The organism is uncultured Marivirga sp., assembly GCF_963974845.1.
Lineage (GTDB): Bacteria > Bacteroidota > Bacteroidia > Cytophagales > Cyclobacteriaceae > Marivirga > Marivirga harenae.
This window is the reverse complement of record NZ_CAXBEQ010000003.1, coordinates 282,170-303,021: the sequence shown is the minus strand read 5'-3', so window position 1 is coordinate 303,021 and position 20,852 is coordinate 282,170. Positions and strand designations below refer to the sequence as shown.

The 20,852-nt window shown below is 36.1% G+C and carries 15 protein-coding genes; 3 read left to right on the top strand and 12 right to left on the bottom strand.

The window, feature by feature from the left end; all coding sequences use genetic code 11:
* The first annotated feature begins 33 nt into the window (after positions 1 to 33).
* Both AAC601_RS08855 and msrB read left to right on the top strand, forming a co-directional pair.
* Positions 34 to 645 (top strand): flavin reductase family protein, encoded by a 612-nt coding sequence (locus AAC601_RS08855; RefSeq protein ID WP_303268834.1) that lies wholly within the window; start codon positions 34 to 36, stop codon positions 643 to 645.
* 68 nt (positions 646 to 713) lie between these two features.
* Complete coding sequence (msrB, locus tag AAC601_RS08850) at positions 714 to 1,226, top strand: peptide-methionine (R)-S-oxide reductase MsrB (RefSeq protein ID WP_303268833.1); 513 nt, start codon at positions 714 to 716, stop codon at positions 1,224 to 1,226.
* A gap of 3 nt (positions 1,227 to 1,229) precedes the next feature.
* Here the strand turns inward: msrB and AAC601_RS08845 are convergent, their stop codons facing one another.
* From AAC601_RS08845 to AAC601_RS08805, 9 genes are all read right to left on the bottom strand, one after another.
* Positions 1,230 to 1,787 (bottom strand): 1-acyl-sn-glycerol-3-phosphate acyltransferase, encoded by a 558-nt coding sequence (locus AAC601_RS08845; RefSeq protein ID WP_303268832.1) that lies wholly within the window; start codon positions 1,785 to 1,787, stop codon positions 1,230 to 1,232.
* 50 nt (positions 1,788 to 1,837) lie between these two features.
* Positions 1,838 to 2,035, bottom strand: a complete 198-nt coding sequence (locus AAC601_RS08840; protein ID WP_303268831.1) for a hypothetical protein — start codon at positions 2,033 to 2,035, stop codon at positions 1,838 to 1,840.
* Positions 2,036 to 2,334: 299 nt separating this feature from the next.
* Positions 2,335 to 3,741 carry a sugar porter family MFS transporter gene (locus AAC601_RS08835; protein ID WP_303268830.1) on the bottom strand — a complete coding sequence of 469 codons (1,407 nt, stop codon included), beginning with the start codon at positions 3,739 to 3,741 and terminating at the stop codon, positions 2,335 to 2,337.
* A gap of 114 nt (positions 3,742 to 3,855) precedes the next feature.
* Positions 3,856 to 4,656: a glycoside hydrolase family 16 protein gene (locus AAC601_RS08830; RefSeq protein ID WP_303268829.1), complete on the bottom strand. Its 801-nt coding sequence runs from the start codon at positions 4,654 to 4,656 to the stop codon at positions 3,856 to 3,858.
* Positions 4,653 to 6,941, bottom strand: coding sequence for a beta-glucosidase BglX (gene bglX, locus AAC601_RS08825; RefSeq protein WP_303268828.1), 2,289 nt, complete (start codon positions 6,939 to 6,941; stop codon positions 4,653 to 4,655). The genes AAC601_RS08830 and bglX overlap by 4 nt, the downstream gene beginning before the upstream one ends.
* 37 nt (positions 6,942 to 6,978) lie before the next feature.
* The gene (locus tag AAC601_RS08820; RefSeq protein WP_303268827.1) at positions 6,979 to 8,076 is read right to left on the bottom strand and encodes a glycoside hydrolase family 16 protein; all 1,098 of its coding nucleotides are present in this window, start codon (positions 8,074 to 8,076) and stop codon (positions 6,979 to 6,981) included.
* Between the two features lie 42 nt (positions 8,077 to 8,118).
* Positions 8,119 to 9,477: a PKD domain-containing protein gene (locus tag AAC601_RS08815; RefSeq protein WP_340153032.1), complete on the bottom strand. Its 1,359-nt coding sequence runs from the start codon at positions 9,475 to 9,477 to the stop codon at positions 8,119 to 8,121.
* 38 nt (positions 9,478 to 9,515) lie between these two features.
* Positions 9,516 to 10,997, bottom strand: coding sequence for a RagB/SusD family nutrient uptake outer membrane protein (locus AAC601_RS08810; protein ID WP_303268823.1), 1,482 nt, complete (start codon positions 10,995 to 10,997; stop codon positions 9,516 to 9,518).
* 12 nt (positions 10,998 to 11,009) lie between these two features.
* Positions 11,010 to 14,099 carry a TonB-dependent receptor gene (locus tag AAC601_RS08805; protein WP_303268821.1) on the bottom strand — a complete coding sequence of 1,030 codons (3,090 nt, stop codon included), beginning with the start codon at positions 14,097 to 14,099 and terminating at the stop codon, positions 11,010 to 11,012.
* Positions 14,100 to 14,391: 292 nt separating this feature from the next.
* Here AAC601_RS08805 and AAC601_RS08800 point away from each other — a divergent pair, with 292 nt between their 5' ends.
* Positions 14,392 to 17,289 carry a triple tyrosine motif-containing protein gene (locus tag AAC601_RS08800; protein WP_303268819.1) on the top strand — a complete coding sequence of 966 codons (2,898 nt, stop codon included), beginning with the start codon at positions 14,392 to 14,394 and terminating at the stop codon, positions 17,287 to 17,289.
* Between the two features lie 107 nt (positions 17,290 to 17,396).
* Here AAC601_RS08800 and AAC601_RS08795 read toward each other — a convergent pair whose 3' ends face one another.
* The 3 genes from AAC601_RS08795 to AAC601_RS08785 all read right to left on the bottom strand — a co-directional run bounded on the left by AAC601_RS08795 (position 17,397) and on the right by AAC601_RS08785 (position 20,664).
* Positions 17,397 to 18,362 (bottom strand): deoxyhypusine synthase family protein, encoded by a 966-nt coding sequence (locus AAC601_RS08795; RefSeq protein ID WP_303268817.1) that lies wholly within the window; start codon positions 18,360 to 18,362, stop codon positions 17,397 to 17,399.
* 64 nt (positions 18,363 to 18,426) lie between these two features.
* On the bottom strand, positions 18,427 to 19,065 hold the full coding sequence (locus AAC601_RS08790) for a TetR/AcrR family transcriptional regulator (protein ID WP_303268816.1): 639 nt from the start codon (positions 19,063 to 19,065) through the stop codon (positions 18,427 to 18,429).
* 9 nt (positions 19,066 to 19,074) lie between these two features.
* Positions 19,075 to 20,664, bottom strand: a complete 1,590-nt coding sequence (locus tag AAC601_RS08785) for an OmpA family protein (protein ID WP_303268815.1) — start codon at positions 20,662 to 20,664, stop codon at positions 19,075 to 19,077.
* Between the last annotated feature and the right edge of the window lie 188 nt (positions 20,665 to 20,852).

The window sequence follows — 20,852 nt, the reverse complement described above, 5'->3', positions numbered from 1 at the left end:
TCTAATTGGTATTTACTAAAACGATTTGCCAAGATGCTACACATAGATACAGACTCCATCTCTAAGATGCAAAGTCGATACCAAGCTAATTTCTTTAACACAGTGTCAGGATTTAAGAGTGCCAATTTGATTGGAACTGCTAATCAAAATGGCCATACGAACTTGGCAATCTTCAATTCAGTTATCCATTTGGGTGCTAAACCTCCACTTCTGGGTTTCATTTTGCGACCAACAACTGTTGACAGACACACCTATGAAAACATAAAGAAAACAGGTTATTATACTTTTAATCATGTTCACGAAAGCTTTATTGAAAAAGCTCATCAAACTTCCGCCAAATATGATCGAAAGACATCGGAATTTGAAGCTTGTGGATTTGAAGAGGAGTATTTTGACAGATTTCATGCACCCTATGTTAAAGAATCTCATATCAAATTAGGACTAAAATTTAAAGAGGAGCATTTAATCACAGCAAATGATACCATTTTGATAATAGGAAAAGTGCTGCATGCTTATTTGGATGAAAAATTGATTGCAGAAGATGGCTCGGTTGATATTAGTTCTGCAGGAACCGTGACTATTTCGGGTTTATATGAATATCTAAGAACAACAAAGCTGAAAAAATTTGAATACGCTAAACCATAATTCAAATTGTACAAAACTTTATATATGTAAATGAGTATAAGAAGCAACAAGCAAATAATATTACAAAAATGAAAAGAATTAAAATAGGGAAATCGGTAAGTGTGGTAGCTATTCTTTTAGCATTAAGTTTTCAATCATGTGCACAACAAAACAATAGTTCAGAAAACAAAAAAAGTTTAAAGTCGCACACTTTTGAGGTGCAAAAAACTGAAGCAGAATGGAAAGAAATTTTAAGTCCGCTAGAATATAAGGTTTTACGAGAAGAAGGAACTGAAAGAGCCTTTACAGGAATATATAACGATTTTAAAAAAGAAGGTATATTTATTTGTAATGGTTGCAAGACTGAACTCTTTAGCTCAGAAACAAAATACGAAAGTGGGACGGGCTGGCCAAGTTTTTATAAGCCCTTAAATGATCAAAACGTTCTGGAAGTCGTAGATCGTTCTTTAGGAATGGTTCGAACAGAAGTTGTTTGTGCTAGCTGTGGAGGTCACTTGGGACATGTTTTTGAAGATGGACCAAAGCCGACTGGATTAAGATATTGCTTAAATTCTGCTTCTTTAGACTTTAAAGAAAAGTAAAACTTAGCGCACCCCTTTTTCTGGATATTTTCCTTTGATCGGTCTATAAAAATCTTTGATCTTTTCAATAATTTCAAACATATCTCCATTTGTTGAGAAACTAGGACCGACTCCAGCTATTTTATTTTCATAGTCTAAATATCCACATAATATTGGTACACCAGCACCTTCAGCTACTCTATAAAAACCAGTTTTCCATTCAGGTTGATAACTTCGAGTACCTTCAGGTGTTACTAATATAACTAGCTCCTCACGTTCATCAAAAAGCTGAATCATTGCCTCTGTCATGGATTGTTTTTTACCGCCTTTGTGTGTCCTGTCTATTCCAATAGCACCAAAAGCATTCAAAATCCATTTCAAAGGACCTTTTAATAGTTCTTTCTTAACAGTGTAACGTACAGGTATTTTGAGAATGTAAAAGGCAGATCTTGCCCAGATCAAATCCCAATTTGAAGTGTGAGGCGCAGCGATCATTACTGCTTTTTTAACATTTGGAGGTATTTTCGCGGATACTTTCCAACCACCGAGCCAAAGAATAAATCGAGCTAAATAAAGCGCCATACTGTATAAGAATTAGTACGACTCAAATATAATCAGAATCGGATTAGTTATTAGTTGTTTACACTAACAAATACAGTATTTCTCTTAGAATCGTACACATCCGCTTCAGTTAAATCAATGGATTTCTGTATCTCATTTGATTTCTGTGCAGAATATTGAGAATTATCCTGCTTATAATAACTATTACTGATAACTAAGCTTGACGCTACTATTGTTAGTAACAAAAATGTGGTAAAAAATCTTCTCATATTTATATCCTTCCTATTGTCTCAGTAGTAATGACACAGAAAGGTTGAGAAAGGTTGGTGTAAGATTTTAAATAAAATTGAATTACTTGAATAATACAAATATTATAATTTACAGAATTTAGCAATAAATCATCTATACTAGCTTATTAAAATCATAAACCTAAAATGATTAATCTTTTTCCAAAGTGTACATATATTAGAAAAATATAAGTATTTTTTTAAATAAAAGTAAAAAAGCTTATCAAAACAAATGGAGCATTTGATTCAATAAGCTTTCTAATAATCAATATTGATATTTATTATGATTTAATTTTACCGTACTTATCAGCCCATATATCTTCTAGTTCCTCAAGGCTTCTTCCCTTGGTTTCAATGATATATTTATTTGTAAATATGATCAACAATAATATACATGCTCCAAAAATGACATAAGGTAAAGATTTATTCCAAACAACTTCATTGTGCTGACTATCAGCAATAATTGGGAAACTTTGAGAAACAAGATAATTCCCCCCCCATTGAACAGCCACTGCTATTGACATTGCAATACTTCTGATTTTGTTTGGAAACATTTCAGAAAGTAATACCCATGTAACGGGTCCCATACTCATAGCAAATGAAGCAATGAATAATAAGACTCCTATTAGGGAAATTAGGCCAACTTGCTCAAAGTATAGAGAACCTCCTAACAATATAAATCCCGTAAGCATACCGAACGAACCAATCATTATCAGAGGCTTTCTACCTAGCTTATCAACTGTGAACATAGCCACAAACGTAAATACAAAATTCACAGCTCCCAGCAAAATCTGTTGGGCTAATACATCATCTTGCGTATATCCTAAAGCTTTTTCAAAAATATCACCTCCATAATATAACACAGCATTAATCCCCGTTAATTGTTGGAATAAAGACAATAAAGAACCAATTAAGATAATGGCTAAAGCACCTCTTTGGAATAAATTAACCTTAGTTTTTTCAACTTTTCTTTCTTTAGCCAAGGAAAGTTTTATTTCAGATAATTCAATCTCGGCTTCTTTTTCTTCATGCAAAGAATCTAACACTTTTTTAGCTTCTTCATCTCTTCCAACCAATACCAACCATCTAGGGCTTTTAGGAATGAATAAAGTAAGGACAAAAAAGATAATACATGGGATTAATTCAGACCAAAACATCCATCGCCAGCCTGAATCTATTTTACCTTGTTCAGTAGCATAGCTTTCACCGATATAATAAGTTGCTAAGAAAACCACAAAAAAACCAGTTACTACAGCCAATTGATAGAATGTCACCAATACTCCTCTTTTATCTCTTGGTGATATTTCAGCAATGTAGGTTGGTGCAGCCATGGAAGCCAATCCAATAGCTAATCCCCCTACAACCCTAAAGAAAACTAATAAACCAACACTCTCAGGTAAAAACGGGGGTAAACCAGAACCTGCTGCAGAAATTGTGAAAAGTGCCGCTGAAAAAATAAGTGTTACTTTACGGCCAATCTTTGTAGTCATAGGCCCAGCAATCAGTGCCCCAACGAGACACCCTAGCAAAGCACTACTCACTACCCAACCCTTCATGGCAGAACTTAATTCAAAATATTTACTAAAATAATACTGGGTGCCGTTTATAACACCTGTGTCATAACCAAAGAGTAAACCACCTAAGGCAGCAACTGACGCGATTAGTATTAAAAGTCCTTTCTTCGACATTTTTCCAAAGTATTTTAAAGTGAGAAGCTATATTACCAAAATTTTTTGGTGTATAAACATCTAACTGCAGTAATTTTTATAGATGGCATTATATTTAAACCTATGGAATTAAAATTATTTCGGTAAATCAGGTTTCTGTGAATAAACCCTTACATAGTCAATCACAAATTCTTGAGGAAAACTAGCTTCGTCAATACCGTGTTTTCCACCCCAATTTCCACCGACTGCTAAATTCAAAATTAAATGAAATTCATGATCAAAAGGCCATCCCGATTTTCCCTCACCATTTTTATAGACAGCATGATAAGGGACATCATCGACCAACCATTCAATTTTTTGTTCCGTCCATTGAATAGCATAAGTATGAAAGACTTTATGTGCATCTTTGAGCTTTATTGAATCTGATTTTTCCGTACCTTTTGTATGATTATAGTTTTCGGTGTGAATGGTTCCATAGACTGTCCCTGGATTATAACCAACATACTCCATAATATCTATTTCACCATCTCTCGGCCAATCCATTTTGCCCTCAACGGTGGGTAACATCCAAATTGCAGGCCATGAACCTTTACCTATGGGTAATTTTGCCCTAACTTCGATATATCCGTATTTCCAATCACTTATTTCTCTGGTGGTAATTTTTGCTGAAGTAAACCCTTTTTCGTTGTCCTCTAAAGCATTAATAATTAGTTTACCATCCTCTAATCTAAGATTTTCAGCGTTTTTGGTATAGTATTGTGCTTCATTGTTTCCGAACCCACATAAATCTGGACAACCATTTCCTTCTGTTATATTCCAAAATTTTGAATTGGGCAATCCACTTCCATCAAATTCATCAGACCAAATCAAATAATCATCCTGCTCCTTGCATTGGCTAAAAAATAATAGAAGGCCGATTATAAAGACATATCTCATTTTAACTCAAATTTTTTGTATTGCTCTACAGTTGAGTTCGTGCCTATAAAGACTCTGAAATCACCTTTTTCCAACGTTAAATCCCCATTTGATTTATAATATGAAAGCATCTGTTTCTTTATAGAAAATTCAACCTGTACAGTTTGTCCTGCTTTGACTTCAACCTTTTGGAAAGCCTTCAGTGACTTGATCATTGGCGTTTCTTCTGCCTCTAAGTCTTGAATATATAACTGTACAATTTCTTGTCCGTCCACTTCACTAGTGTTTTGAATAGTTACCGTGGCCATTATTTCTTCATCCTCTGTCATTGAATTCTGCGATAATTCAATTTGTCGATAATCAAATTTTGAATAACTTAAGCCAAAACCAAAAGGATATAAAGGTGAATTATCCACATCGGTGTGATGGGTATAAAATACTTGCCCAGGAGCTGTTGAAGGTCTTCCAGTTGTTTTATGGTTATAATAAATAGGTATTTGACCGACTTGACGAGGAAAGCTCATCGTCAACTTTCCTGATGGATTATTTTGGCCTACTAAAGTCTCTGCAATGGCAATACCAGCTCTTTGCCCGAGATGCCAAGCCTCCAATATGGCCGGGATATTTTCATCTTCCCAGCTCAGCTCTAATGGTCTCCCATTCATTAATACCAATATAATATTAGGATTTACTGCATGGATTTCTTTAAGCAATTCTTTTTGCAAGCCTGGTAAACCAATGTCTGCTCTACTTCTACCCTCACCGGACATATAAGCAGTTTCGCCTAAAGCCATAATTACCAAATCTGACTTCTTGGCTAATGCTTTTGCTTCTTCGAATCCGGATTTATCTCTCTCATTAATTACTTGTTCTTGAAAGAAGTTATTAGGTCCAATCGATAATTCCACTCCCTCAGCATATTCAAAATTTACGTCTTCAGGAAAAGTCTGTTCCAAACCTTCATATAACGAAACTGCTGAGTTAGCTACAGCTTGAGCTCTCCAGTTTCCTAATGGTGTATCTTTGTCTTTTGCCAATGGTCCAATTACTGCAATGTTTTTAGCACTTTTAATGGGCAATAAAGATCTTTCGTTCTTTAGAAGCACAATAGACTCTTTGGCTATTTCCTCCGCTAAATCATGATGCATTTCATTCCCAACAATTTCGTTTTCTCTTTCTGAATTAGAGTATTTAAAAGGGTCATCAAATAAACCCAATTCAAATTTTAATTGTAGGACATGTTTTACTGCCTTATCTATTGCAGCTATGTCAATTTCACCTTCTTCCACTAATGAAGCAAGGTTTCTAATATAGGCCGTTCCTTCCATGTCAATCTCACTACCAGCAGAAATGGCTTTTTTTGCAGCATTTTTCAAATCTGGGCTCACTCCATGATTAACTAACTCCCCTATGGAATTCCAATCTGAAACAACAACTCCATCATAGTTCCATTTTTTACGAAGAATGTCCTGTAGCAAATATTGGTTAGCAGTGGCAGGAACAGCATTGATATCATTAAACGCATTCATGAAGCTTGCTGCATTTGCTTCACTGGCAGCTTTGAACGGAGGCAAAATATGATTGTGAAGAATGTAGTTATTGATATTAACTGAATTATAGTCTTTACCGCTTTCAGCGTATCCATAACCGGCAAAATGTTTGGCAGTCGCAGCTATGGTTTTATTATGGCTCAAATCATTTCCTTGAAAACCATTAATCCTTGCTGTAGCAATTTCTGATTGTAGGTATGGATCTTCTCCAGCCCCTTCCATGACTCGTCCCCATCTAGCATCAACAGTCACATCAATCATAGGAGCAAAAGTCCAGTGCAAGCCAGAGGCGGCCGATTCTGCTGCAGCGGCTTGTGCAGTTTTTTCCATTAGCTCCAGATTCCAAGAAGCACTTTCGGCCAAGGGAACTGGAAACATTGTTTGATAACCATGGATTACATCATAGGCAAATAGTAAAGGAATACCCAGTCTGGTATTCTCAACTACTAACTTTTGCATTTTTAATGTATTTTCAGCTCCCAATAGGTTCAAAACCGAGCCTACCTGACCAGAAATCAATTGCTGGTAGCGAATACTATCTTGCCCTTTTTTGTTGCCAGGACCCGTAAACTCGCTTCCTAAACTATATTGATTTAATTGACCAATTTTTTCTTCCAAAGTCATTATTGAAAGCACTGAATCAACTCGTGCTTCATATCTATTTCCTGTTTCTTCGACTCTATTAGGCTGATTGCATGAAAGAACTATTAGTGAGAGACAAATCACCCCAATTATTTTTTTTAGGAGTCTGGTCATAGCTGTTTTAAAGTTTTATGGTTGTAGGTCAAATAATTTATTCCGGTTGTTGAAAAACTCTTACGTAATCAATCCACATTTCCTGTGGAAAGGTAGTGGTTTCATCGGGATACTGTGGCCAGTTACCGCCAACAGCAACATTGAAAATAAAGAAAAACTCCTCCCTAAATTCGTCCAAATGAGATGGGGTCGTGTCAATGCTTCCATAAGGCTGATCATCAATAAGCCATTGAATTGAATTTTCATCCCATATTATTGAAAAGACATGAAATTTATCTGCCAATGTGCCCTCTGAAAGATTTCTACTATGTCCAAAGTTTGCATAGCCTTGATTACTTTGCCAATGAACAGTTCCATGGACAGTTCGTTCCCTACCTTGACCACCGATCATCTCCATTATATCAATTTCACCACAAAATGGCCAGCCAACCTGTCTGAAATTTGATCCAAGCATCCATATTGCTGGCCATATTCCTTGTCCATATGGCATTCTGGCTCTTATGTCAAACCTACCATATTTAAATTCTTTTTTGCCTTCTGTTATAATTCTAGAAGATGTGTATTCCCTGCCTTGAAAATTCTCTTCTTTGGCTTGAATCACTAGATAGCCCTCATCTAGGCGTGTATTCTCTTCTCTATAATACTGCGATTCATTATTTCCCCAGCCATTACTCCCAGTGCCAATTTCAAAAGTATAATCATCTGAAAGTTGTTCAGCTTCGAATTCATCTTGCCACACTAATTCATAGCCTTCGTATTCCAAAGGGCTTTCATAACCTTCAAAGGAAGGCTCGAATGGGTCTTCTGGATCTTCTTCATCTTCTGGATTAACATCCTGAATTTCAATGTCACCCGTCTCACTGATAAAATCATCGCTGGTTGCGTGTGCTTGAACAGTGATTTCATACTGACCTGATTGTTCATAAGTATATTGGGCTGTACCGCTTGTAGATTCTTTAAAATCATCTGGGTTTTCTCCAAAATAAAATCTATAAAAATTGACCAAATCGGCTGAGGCGTTGACTGATACCACCCTAGGATTACTTTCTGATTTAACAATCTCAATTGCAAGATTTTCAGGTAATTTCACTACATCATCAATAGGAGCATCCTCGCAAGAAGCGAGGACACCCATGATGAAAAAACAAATTAAATTAAACTTAAACATTACTACTTTTTATTGTACATCAACATCATCAACATAGAAAGTACCAGTGCTTGGAACCTCCCAGCTTGGGAATAGCACTAATCTGTCTAACGAAAGTCCTACTCCAGCTGATAAGTCGAAACTTAGCTCAGTCCATTCTTCTCCAACACTAACATCAGCATCTACTTCAACAAATTCACCAGCTGAATTTTCCAGCTTGATTCTGAACACTCCAGTAACAGGAGCCCAAACTTTTAGCGTTAAAGTAGTGCCCTCTTCAATGGTAGGAGCCTCTGCCAAGTCAAAAAATGAACCAGAGAACCCTTGAAATCCTTTCACTAATTGTAATACGTTAGAACTAGTGTTGATTCCCGATTGGTCAGGATTTTCAACTATTGATGCCTCATTTCCTTCAAAAGATGACAAATCAGGAGTTTGAGTCTCAAACCCAATCGGTAGCGTTGCTTTTACTGAGCCACCAGGATTACTGTCAAATCCTTCTGGCACCAATCTTAAATACCAAACAAGATCAGCATTGGCTGCGTCTTCAAATTGAAGAAATAATTCATTCTCAGAAATACTCACTACTTTGTAAGTTTGAACTCCAGTATAGTAGCCAATAAATCCATCTTCATTTATACTTAGTGTGGTATCACCTTCTTCACCTTCAGCAGGAAAGCTTAAGTTCCAATTTAAGTTTTCTGCAGGGGTAAATGGAGCAGTTAAATCACCAACACCAGGATCGTAAGCGTCAGGAAATTGTTCTTCTTGCTGAGCATTCAGATAAATATCTCCTTGGGTGGCCATGTCAAATCCAAAATCTGCTAAAATGAATGTATATCTATCATTATACATACCTGCTCCAACTTTTTCATTCACACCTGCAGCGTAGTATTTAGGATAATCACCATCATAGTCTCCATTTTCAGGACTAGGTCCAACACCAAAATGACCAGCAGATGCGGAGTCTACTGCCCAAGTCTTTGAACCACCACCATCGACACCTCCAGTTAGAAGATTGTAAAGTGCATTATCAAGCAATGTTGGGTCTGTTTCAGCAATTTCAATCTCTTGAGTATTCGATGCACTTCCTCCGTCATTGAAAACTGTCAAAGTCACCTCATAGCTTCCAGCATTTGGGTAAGTACCTGTAACAGTTGCTGATTCATCAGCGCTCTCTCCATTTCCTAAATCCCAAACGTATCGATTAAAACCATCAACCGAAGCTGTAAACTCTAGAATATTATCGCTTTCAGCAGTGGCCTGAAAGGTAAAAGCAGCATCAGCTTCAGTTGGGGGATCTACCAATGTTGGCTCTTCTTCTTCATCGCAGCTCATCAATACGAATATTGCTGCAATCATCATAAATTTTCCAAATAGATGTTTCATAGGTAATTATTGTTTTAGTTATAGATTTATATTAGTTATTAGTATCCTTGATTTTGATCCCAAGTGCCACCGGCCAAATCGATTTCGGTTTGTGGTATTGGGAAAAGCTCATTTTTATTAGACTCAAATCCGTCAATTTGCGCAGCAGCCTGACCTGTTCGCACCAGGTCCCAGAAGCGGTATCCTTCCCCGGAAAGCTCTAATCTTCTTTCTTTCCAAATTGCGGCAGTTAAGCTTTGACCGCTAGCACTAATAGCTGGCATTCCTGCACGTTGACGAACTTGATTTAAATAGCTCTGAGCGAGGGCGTCATTTGCTCCTGATTTTCTATTATGAGCTTCTGCAGCCATTAATAATACATCAGCGAAACGGATGACTCTGTAGTTTACCGGACTTGTTAAATCATTATCTGGTAAACCTAACTCTGCAGATCTTTTAATATATTTATTATTGAAGTATCCAGTATGACCTCCCCCACCCACAGCATAGCTTACACTAGGGTTAGATGTGGCAAAGGCTTCTATGTCTAGAATTGTTCCATTCCTCCTGATGTCAGAAGGATCAAATTCATCATAAAGATCTTGAGTAGGCAAATTGTAACTGTTACCATCACCATAAATCGGTCCGCTATATTGTCTAATCCCGTGGAACCCCACAGCAACATTACCTTCTAAGCAAACAAAACAATCATAAGATCCCCCTTCTAGGCCGGTGTACTGAATTTCAAAAACTGACTCTTGGTTTCCCTCTTCATTCACGCTAAATAATGCTGCAAAATCCTCGGAGGTGTTTACTTCAACCAATCCGTATGGACCTTCATCAATTACCCGGTCAAAAATTTCAGCCGCTTCAGTAAATTTATCCTGATAAAGATAAACTTTCCCTAAAAGGGCTAGGGCAGCGCCTTTGGTCACCCTTCCTTTGACAGGATTGCTCCAATCTAGTACTTCATGAGAAGAAATTAAATCAGCTTCAATCTGACTATATATATCACTAGCTGCTGCTCTTTCAATAGAAGTGGCTTCCTCAATACCGATCCTTCGGTCAATGATTAATGGCACTGCTCCAAAAAACTTTGTTAATTCAAAATAATAGTAAGCTCTCAGAAAATAAGCTTCCGCCAAGATTTGATCCTTACCTTCAAAATCAATCTTCTCCTGATTTTCAAAAATGTAATTTACTCTCGTAATACCGGCATAGTTATATCTGAGAACACTTCTTAATTCTTCATTAACCCCACCATGAGTCATCGTTTCAATTTCGTGTAATCCACGAGTATCATTAACACTCTCGCCACCAGCAATCGCATTATCAGAAGCAATTTCTCCTATCCATTGTGTTAAATATGAAGTTTGTAATAAATCATAAGCCCCTATCAAGGCACGCTGATAATCTTCAGGTGTATTAAAAAAGTTATCGGCATCTTGTGCATATAAAGGATCAATTTCTAGCTTATCGTCACAAGAGGTGAAAAGCCCGAATATGCTTATAAATGTAATTGTATATAAAATCTTTTTCATAGTTCAATCAGATTAAAAGTTTAATGAAACACCGCCCATGTATACTCTTGCTTGTGGGTAAATACCATTGTCAACCCCAGCTCCAAATGGAGAAGGTGAACCCACATCAGGATCAAATCCTAGATATTTTGTAATAGTTAAAAGGTTATTAGCAGACACATAAACCCTGAATTTTGAAATCTTTGCTAAGTCCAACCAGCTTTCGGGAAAAGTATAGCCCAATTGAATGTTTCTCAACCGAGCAAAAGATCCATCTTCTACATAGAATTGTGAAAAGTTTGTATTTTGTGTTTGCCCTGTTGTCACTCTTGGAACTTCACTACTACTTCCAGGTGAAGTCCAGCGATTTAGAACATAGGAAAGTTGGTTGGCGTAAGGTTGTTGACGTTCATAATTCCTAATAATTTCTTGGCCTAAAGCTGCAAACATATTAGCAGAAATATCAAATCCTTTGAATGAAGCAGATAGATTCAACCCCATTGTAAAATCTGGAATAGGACTGCCAATCATAGTCCGGTCGTTATCATCGCCAAATGAAATTTCTCCATCACCATTTTGATCAACAAATCTCAAATCACCTGGTCTTGCATTTCTTTGAGTTGGACCCGCGTCTATTTCTGCTTGATTTTGGAAAATTCCATCTGTCTCATAGCCAATAAAATAACCAATTGGTTTTCCCGGTTCCAATCGAGTTGCCACAACTCCTCCAACTCCAAATTGGGCACCATTTTGAAATTCTAAACCATCGGGAACCGCTAAAACTTCATTTTTTAAATATGTGATATTATAATCCACACTAAATCTTAAACCTGAAGCTGTTTTATTACTGTAACCTATTTCGAATTCGACACCAGAATTTCTCACATCACCCCCATTAATAATTGGAGGCTGGCCTCCAGCTCCATAGGTACCTAAAATCGCAGGTGCAGGCGGTTGAAATAATAAATCTCGTGTGTCTTTGATAAAATAATTGGTCGTGAAGTCCAAATTCTCTAAAACCGTCAAGTCAAATCCAATATTTGTTTGCTGAGTAGTCTCCCATTTCAAATCAGGATTGCCTGCCCGACCAATGGCTGCACCAATCTGAATTACCTCATCAAACACATAGTTCCCTTCACCACCAAGCAGCGCCCGGTATCCGAAGTCACCAATTCTATCATTTCCAATAACCCCAAAACTCGATCTCAACTTTAGGAAATCAACAAAGGAGAAATCAAAAAACTCTTCGTCTGATATAACCCAAGCACCAGATAGAGATCCAAAATATCCTATCCTATTATTAGGACCAAAGCGAGTAGATCCATCTCTTCGAATAATTCCAGAAAGAAGGTATCTTTTTTGATAATCATACTCCGCCCTTAAAAATTGAGAAGATAATCTTTGAAAACCCTGACTAGATCCTGTATTATTTAAATATCCATTTACAGCCAAGTTTGTTGATATATCGGCTAAATCAATATCATTATTAGGAATATTGAAGGCAGTTCCACTAAGCCCTTGAAATGAGGTTTCATTATATGATACTCCTAATGTGCCCTTTACGGTATGAACATCGTTGAACTTTCTTTCATAATTAACAAAGCCCTCTAAAATGTAATCAAGATAGGTTGTTCTTGCTTCCGTAACGCTTGCGCCTCTTTCAAGAATAATTCCATCATTTTCTGGATCGCCAATTTCAATTAAAACGGGATCTAAATCTTCATTTGCGGCAGAATTTTGTGCTTTTCCAAGACCATACCAAACCAATGGATTAAAACCCTTAAAGTCAACGATAGAATAGTTGTATCCTAGGCGACCGTTAACAGTAAAATGCTCATTTAGATCATAAGCTAATTCCTGCTTCCCTGTAATTTTATTTACAAAAGTTTCATTGAATGAGTTTTCCATTTGAGCCAATGGATTTATAATATCAGCAATTCTATCTAGGTAGGAATACCTTCCATCGGTTCTAACAGACTCAGTCGGATAGGCATTTATGGTATTGTACAAGACCGAACCTATGCCGTTCTCTGGTAAGCCACTACTAATCTCGTGTGTGAATAGCAATACATTAATAAATCGCATTCGATCAGAAAAATCCGTGGTGAAATTTAGTCTGCCATTATATCTTTCAAATTTAGCTTTCTCACCTCCTACAATACCTTCTTGATTAAAGTAAGATCCACCAATATTATATGAAGTATTTTCATTTCCACCAGATAGACTCAAATTATAATTTTCGATTGGAGCCTGTTGAAATACTTCACTTTGCCAATCTGTGCCTTCTCCAATCTGGGTATTAGCAAAAGGAACTGTTTGGTTATTTGCGCTGAATGCTTCATTTTTAATAACTGCATATTCACGAGCATTTAATAAATCTAGCTGCTTTGCTGTTTCTTGAATACCGTAATACCCATCAAAACTTAAACTTGGTTTCTTATTCTTTTTTCCTTGCTTCGTTTCAATCAATACTACTCCATTAGCAGCCCTAACACCGTATATACTAGCAGTAGCATCTTTTAAGACGTTAACTGATTCAATATCCGATGGATTCAATGCATTTAAGCCAGCCTGATCATAAATAACTCCATCAACAATAATTAATGGGTTATTATCACCATTTGTAGATATACCTCTAATTCTTATATTTGATGAGCCTCCAGGAGAACCAGAGTTTGTAGTTATATTTACACCAGCCACGGCTCCTTGCAAGGCTTGATCCAAACGAGGAACTTGCCGTTCCGTGATTTTCTCAGCATTTACTTGTGAGGTGGCTCCTGTCAACTCTTTTTTGGTCGAAGTACCGTATCCCACCACTACCACCTCACTCAGAGAACCAAAGTCAGGAACTAATTTCACATTAATAACAGAACGGTTGTTGATGCTCTCTAAAACAGTTTCATATCCAATAAAACTAAACCGAAGTTCAGCATCTTCATTAACTAACAGTTTGTAGTTACCATCGAGATCTGTAGTAGTACCTTCAGTGGTCCCCACTATCATAATATTGACACCAGGAAGTGGCTCATTATATTCGTCAGTCACTTTCCCGGAAACGTTCACCTGTCCTGCTGAAACGAAGGCGCATAAAATAAAGACAGCCAAAGATAAAATTTGCTTCATATTTATTTTGTTTAATTGTATCAATAATTTTAGAAGCTTTCCTAGCAAAAGCTCTGACCAAATGACCATTAAATAAAACACTAAGCAAATTTTAACAATACATCATAACTACATCAAGTCACAAAAACATACTTCTCAAAAATTCATCAAATAAATAGATCTTCTGTATTTAAACACAATAAAGACCATTTATTGTAATAAAAATTTTTCCGTTTTTTTCTACACTATATTCTCCAACATTACTACAATCTTATCATATTTTACTAAATTGTAAACTATTAATGATATGGAAATGAAATACTACAAGGGATTTTTATTACTCATTATTGGACTCCAACTATTAGCTTCTCATGGGCATGGCCAGTCTACAGGTTATCCATTTTATAAATACTATTCAAGTCAGGATTATCAAGGCGGAATTCAAAATTGGAAGATTACTCAAAGCCAGGCAGGTCTCCTGTACGTTGCCAATAATTTTGGACTTCTGGAATTTGATGGTACCAATTGGAACAAATATTCTTTAGAGAGTGGTACAAAGTGCAGAGATGTATATGTTGATTCAAATGGAAAAATATATATAGCAGCTCAGGGTGACTTTGGTTATTATATTCCTGACCAAAAGGGGAAATTAACTTTTGTCAGCCTGGCGGATAGCATTCCTGATGAAAACCGGAACTTTGATGAAGCATGGAGGGTCTTTAAAAAAAATGATCAAATACTATTCTGTACTTTTGATGATATCTTCATATATAATTTATCAGGTCGATTAGTCAATATTGTTAAACCAGAAACCGATCCTGATAATTTTTTCCTGGTAAACAACAAATTATTCCTAAATCAAGCCGGTAAAGGTCTGTCGGTTATGGAAGATGAATTGGTAAGACCTACATCCTACGGTGATTATTTCAGTAAAATGACAATAAGTGGAATAATTGAGCTGGACAACGATCAATTGCTAATCAGCACCTTGAAAAACGGAGTTTACTTGAAAACAGGCGGCCATATTGACGTTTGGAATAAGCTTAGTCAAGCGACTTTTAAGAACTCTAACATCAATAAAATGAAGAGGCTTCGGTCGGGTAATATTGCCATCGGGACTCAAAATGACGGCCTTTATGTTTTGAATGTTAAAGGTGAAATTCAATTGCATTTAAATAAGGGAAAAGGAATAGAAAACCGAACCGTTCTTTCTCTACATGAAGATATTCAAGGGAATCTATGGTTAGGTCACAATAACGGAATTTCTTCCGTTGCCTTAAATTCTCCCTTCGAACATGTAAACGAACAAACTGGATTACCCGGCACTGGATATGATGCATTGCTAATTAATGACACCCTCTTTTTAGGAACAAATAATGGCCTTTACTACAAAAATATTAACCATAAAAACCACTTATTCGAAGAGGTTAAGAATACGATAGGTCAGGTCTATACGGTTCAAAATATTAATAATGAAGTGATTCTTGGTCATCATGCCGGCACTTTCAGAATTAGAAATGGCACGGCACAAATCATTTCTGAAATCCCTGGAACTTGGACTTTTTTGGATTTAAGGAAATATCCAAATTACGTCATTCAAGGTAATTATAAGGGTTTATCATTATTTAAGAAAACAGATAAAGGTATAGAGTTGCTGCATGAACTTAAAGGTTTTGAAGAATCATCACGCGTAATGGAAGAAGATGAAAATGGTAATATTTGGATGACACATGGATATAAAGGTGTTTATAAAATAAAATTAGCAGATGATTTAGAATCTGTAAGTGCTGAATATTATGGGATTGAAGAAGGCCTACCCTCTAAGGTTTTAATTAATGTATGGCGACTTAATAATACCGTTATATTCTCCACTGAAGATGGCCTTTACGAGTACGACCAAATGAAAGACCGCTTTGTCAAATCATCTTTCTTGTCAGACCATTTTCCGGCTGAAACACAATTTGTAAGCTTTGCAGAAGATGCATTGGGAAATATCTATTTCGTAAGTATGAAAGAAACAGGAGTCCTAGAAAAAAGTACTAACGGAAAATATAGGAAACATACTTCCGTATTTAACCAATTGAAGAATGCTTTAAATGATGATCTGCACAAGATAATTACTTTGGATGCAAATAAGGTGCTGTTCGCTGCAAAAGAAGGATTTGTTCAATTTGATAATACGATTCAAAAATTACAGGACATAAATTTTGATGTCATCTTTACCAAGGTGGGGATTTCTAACTCGAAGGATTCAATCATCACCTATGGCCGGCAAATGAAAGGGGATGCAGTTTCTTTCAAACAATTAAATCAAGAAATCGAAATTCCGTATAAAGAAAATTCTATAAGACTGGAGTATAGTGCTCCATATATGAATGGGCAATTCCAGAATGAGTATCAATATTGGCTTAAAAATAATGAAACTGGTTTTAGCGATTGGTCAGTGAGAACAGCTAAAGAATACACGAATCTAAAAGAAGGTAATTACATATTCCAAGTGAGAGCAAGGAATGTATATGGTCAATTAAGCAATGTAGCTACATTTGAATTTACGATATTACCACCCTGGTTCAGAACAACTTGGGCATATAGTCTATATGTAATAACAGGACTTGTCTCTTCTATTTTAATATTTCTGTTCATTGAGTTAAGATATAAAAAGAAAACCGAGATTATAACTGAGGAGAAGGAGAAAGAAATTACGAGAATAGACAGTGAGCTCAAAACATCCGAAGAACAGCTTGAACATCTTAAAAATGAAAAGCTAAAATCAGAAATAAAGCTTAAAAATAAAGAATTGGCGACATCTACAATGCACTTAATTAATAAAAACAGTTTTATTAATAGCATTAAATCAAACTTGAATACAATATCAAAAAGAAGCAAAAATCAAGAAGTTAAGCATGAAATCAGTAGAGTGGTTCATAATATAGACAAAAACATTTCTGCAGATGATGATTGGGAACATTTTTCCATTCACTTTGACCAGGTCCACGGGGATTTCATAAAAAGATGGAAAAATGATTATCCTAATTTGAGTCCACAAGAGATTAAATTAAGTGCATATTTAAGGATGAACTTAAGTACTAAAGAGATTGCTCATCTGCTGAATATTTCAGTTAGAGGGGTAGAAATCGCAAGATATCGATTGAGGAAAAAACTGGAACTAGAACGTGCCGACAACCTGCAGGAGTTTATATTGAAGTATTAAAAATTAAATAAACCTGTCAGGTTTTGAAAATACAGAGCATAGACTAATCACATTATGCAAAATACAATCAATGAAACCTGACAAGTTTCAGAAAATTATCAAAAGGATTACTGCCCCAACACGATGGCAAAGATCAACGGTGCCACTATAGTTGCATCTGATTCAACAATAAACTTAGGAGTATCAATATCTAATTTACCCCATGTAATTTTCTCATTAGGAACCGCTCCAGAGTATGAGCCATAGCTAGTAGTTGAGTCAGAGATTTGGCAAAAGTAACTCCAAAACGGAACATCTGTGTATTCTAAATCTTGATAAAGCATAGGAACTACACAAATCGGAAAGTCACCTGCTATACCCCCTCCTATTTGAAAGAATCCAACTCCTTCTGTTCCAGCATTCTTCTTATACCAATCTGCTAAGAAAGTCATGTATTCAATTCCAGATTTCATTGTTGAGGGTTTAAGCTCTCCTTTTACACAGTAGCTAGCAAAAATATTCCCCATTGTGCTATCTTCCCATCCAGGAACTATAATCGGTAGGTCCTTCTCTGCTGCAGCTAACATCCAGCTATTTTTAGGGTCAATTTCATAGTACTGTTCTAAAACACCAGAACGAATCAATTTATACATAAATTCATGTGGAAAATAACGCTCCCCTTTTTCTTCAGCGTCTTTCCATATTTGAAATATGTGTTGTTGTAATCTTCTAAAAGCTTCCTCTTCAGGTATGCAAGTATCAGTCACTCTATTTAGCCCTTTTTCCAACAAATCCCACTCTTGCTGGGGGGTTAAGTCTCTATAATTTGGTACTCTTTCGTAATGGCTGTGAGCTACTAAATTCATTAAATCTTCTTCCAAATTAGCTCCCGTACAACTGATTATCTGCACTTTGTCTTGCCGGATCATTTCAGCAAAGGAAATCCCTAACTCAGCTGTGGACATAGCTCCAGCTAAGGTTACCATCATTTTCTTGCCTGATTCTACATGATTCTTATATCCATCCGCTGCATCAATTAAAGCAGCCGCATTAAAATGTCTATAGTTATGTCTTAAAAACTCTGTGATTTTCATAATTAATTATTTGTCAGTAAAAATAATCAAAAATGCTGAAGGGCTAATAATATCAAGCGATAATTCAGTAAGTTTCTAGAACAGCATTTACATTTTTCTTTAAAACTGCCTTAACTGGTAACTGTCTCATTTTAGCCACCAATATTGACCCATAAGTTGTAGTCAGCAGCATGCTTACCATTTCTGAAACATCTGAGCTTTTGGTTACTTCGGTTTGGAATATGGCTTCAAGCATATACTTCTCTAATAATTTATCAAATGCCAATACCTCCATATTTTGGATTTCTTCTTCGTGTGGAAAAAGCAATAGTTTTTCAGCTTTCTTTATACTAATGGGTTTTAAAACCAATGGCGAGACCGCATGGTACTTTATTAGGTGTAGGATTACGGAATGATAATTTTCACATAAATTACCATAACGATCAAATATTAGTTTTACGGCTTTAATACCTTTAATATCATTCTTTTGTAACTCCATGCTGAGCTCAAAAGCCCATACTCGCATAAAATACAAGAGAAGATCTTCTTTCTGGGGGAAATACCTAAAAAATGTAACCTTTGATATTCCCGCCTTTTTACAGAGTTCAGTCACGTGAATATCTTGGAAATTTTGTTGCCTAAGCATTGTTTTGGCAATTGATAATATCAGTAATTTCAATTTAGCTGACTTCCTTTCCCTTAAACTTATCCCCTCATTAGCCATTTAGCCCATTTAAATTTTAATGATAGTGAATTCAACCCTGCGGTTCAACTTACGGGTAGCCTCTGATTTATTACTAGCGATTGGTCGAGCACCACCATATCCTTTACTTTCTAATCTACCAGCTTCCACCCCTTTCTCAACTAAATAATCCTTAATCCTATCTGATCTTTTCTGCGACAGTTCAATATTTAATTTTGCACTACCAGTATTATCAGTGTGACCTGAAAGTTCGATCTCAATTTTTGGATTCTTTTTAAGCATGCTATACACGCGATCCAGTTCTTCGAATGAACCATCCAAAATATCGGCAGTGCCTCTTTGAAAAAGAACACTTTTAAGCTGGATGGTTGTCCCTTCTTCTAAACTAATTAGTTCCAACCTGATCGTTTGATTTGCATTGATAGTATCTGTTTTGATCGTCTGCAAGTCGTCTAAGTAACCATCAACAGAAATATCCACGGTGTAAATAGAATCCTTAAATAATTTGGTCTTGTAGGATGAGGTTCTCCCCATAACTATTTCGGAATATGAGCTTTTACTCATTTCGTTGACCCCTTTGATGAGTAATTGAGGTTTTAGTTGACTGCCCGTGAAGCCATCAACCACTTCAAATTGTACTTGAATTTTCTCACGAACTGTAGCATTATTCTTGTTTGAAGTAGTATTTAAAGCCAAAACTGATTGCGAAGAAGCTGTCATACTTTTTTCAGGCTCAGGCTCAATTACCACCTGGTTTGGCGTTTTTGTTTTCAAAATATTACCTAAACCAATACTATTAACAGTATTAACTAAAAGAGCATTTTCCCCATCATCAATAAGTTTAAAGTACCAATCTGCTCCCTCTGAATTTACACTCGCAAGATTTACGACTTCTGACCAAGTAGTCCAAGTGGCATCCCTCCTTTTCGTGTAAAAAACATCTCTGCTACCTTTTCCACCTCTTCCATTTGAACTAAAAAACAATGTTTTGTTATCGGAGGCTAAATAGGGTGTTAATTCTTGAGCCTCTGTATTGATGTCAACTCCCAAATTCCTTAATTCAGTCCATTCATCAATTGATTTTCTGAAAGTATAGTATATATCTTCGTTTCCTCTGGTAGCAAAACTTTCAAGGCTTAAAACCATTATTTTTCCATCCTTGCTAAGACTTCCTGATAAATGCTCGGATTTGTTTTTGTAATAGGGAATGTCCACTGGTTGAGGTTCACTCCAATTCTCCCCAATTCTCCTTGAATATGAAACTCCACCCTTTCTAGGATTTTTATAATTTCCTACAACATACATAATATTGTCGTCAGGAGTGATTCCAATTACAGCATTATAATTTGTATTGTTCACAGGTCCTCTAAGCCTTTGAGCAACAACCCATTCCCCATCAATTTTTTTGCTGAACCAAATATCACCCAAGTCTCTTTCTCCCCCAGCATTCTGTGGATGATTCTTTTTTGTGAAATACATTGTCTTTTCATCTGCTGACAACACTGGGGCTATATCGTCATAAATGCTTTCCAATGAATCAATAATAACAGGTTTCTCTTGACCCTTACAAAGGAAACCAATGGAATGAAACATGATGAAAAACATTAAGCTTAATCGCATTCTTTTAAATTTTTATAACACAATATAATTGAAAACAACAAATGTTACAATTGGCAAACAGAACAAATCTTACTTCAAATTCTTAAGATAATTTAAGGTAAAGAATCATTATAATTAAATATTTGGATGCTAATCTAATACAATTTTTGCTAAAATCAACTTAAAGTTATAAAATAATTAAAGCTGTG

Excerpts from the sequence above, each read along its gene's own strand:
- AAC601_RS08855 (WP_303268834.1), top strand. The coding sequence starts at position 34 with ATGCTACACATAGATACAGACTCCATCTCTAAGATGCAAAGTCGATAC.
- msrB (WP_303268833.1), top strand. The coding sequence starts at position 714 with ATGAAAAGAATTAAAATAGGGAAATCGGTAAGTGTGGTAGCTATTCTT.
- AAC601_RS08845 (WP_303268832.1), bottom strand. The coding sequence starts at position 1,787 with ATGGCGCTTTATTTAGCTCGATTTATTCTTTGGCTCGGTGGTTGGAAA.
- AAC601_RS08840 (WP_303268831.1), bottom strand. The coding sequence starts at position 2,035 with ATGAGAAGATTTTTTACCACATTTTTGTTACTAACAATAGTAGCGTCA.
- AAC601_RS08835 (WP_303268830.1), bottom strand. The coding sequence starts at position 3,741 with ATGTCGAAGAAAGGACTTTTAATACTAATCGCGTCAGTTGCTGCCTTA.
- AAC601_RS08830 (WP_303268829.1), bottom strand. The coding sequence starts at position 4,656 with ATGAGATATGTCTTTATAATCGGCCTTCTATTATTTTTTAGCCAATGC.
- bglX (WP_303268828.1), bottom strand. The coding sequence starts at position 6,941 with ATGACCAGACTCCTAAAAAAAATAATTGGGGTGATTTGTCTCTCACTA.
- AAC601_RS08820 (WP_303268827.1), bottom strand. The coding sequence starts at position 8,076 with ATGGGTGTCCTCGCTTCTTGCGAGGATGCTCCTATTGATGATGTAGTG.
- AAC601_RS08815 (WP_340153032.1), bottom strand. The coding sequence starts at position 9,477 with ATGAAACATCTATTTGGAAAATTTATGATGATTGCAGCAATATTCGTA.
- AAC601_RS08810 (WP_303268823.1), bottom strand. The coding sequence starts at position 10,997 with ATGAAAAAGATTTTATATACAATTACATTTATAAGCATATTCGGGCTT.
- AAC601_RS08805 (WP_303268821.1), bottom strand. The coding sequence starts at position 14,099 with ATGAAGCAAATTTTATCTTTGGCTGTCTTTATTTTATGCGCCTTCGTT.
- AAC601_RS08800 (WP_303268819.1), top strand. The coding sequence starts at position 14,392 with ATGAAATACTACAAGGGATTTTTATTACTCATTATTGGACTCCAACTA.
- AAC601_RS08795 (WP_303268817.1), bottom strand. The coding sequence starts at position 18,362 with ATGAAAATCACAGAGTTTTTAAGACATAACTATAGACATTTTAATGCG.
- AAC601_RS08790 (WP_303268816.1), bottom strand. The coding sequence starts at position 19,065 with ATGGCTAATGAGGGGATAAGTTTAAGGGAAAGGAAGTCAGCTAAATTG.
- AAC601_RS08785 (WP_303268815.1), bottom strand. The coding sequence starts at position 20,664 with ATGCGATTAAGCTTAATGTTTTTCATCATGTTTCATTCCATTGGTTTC.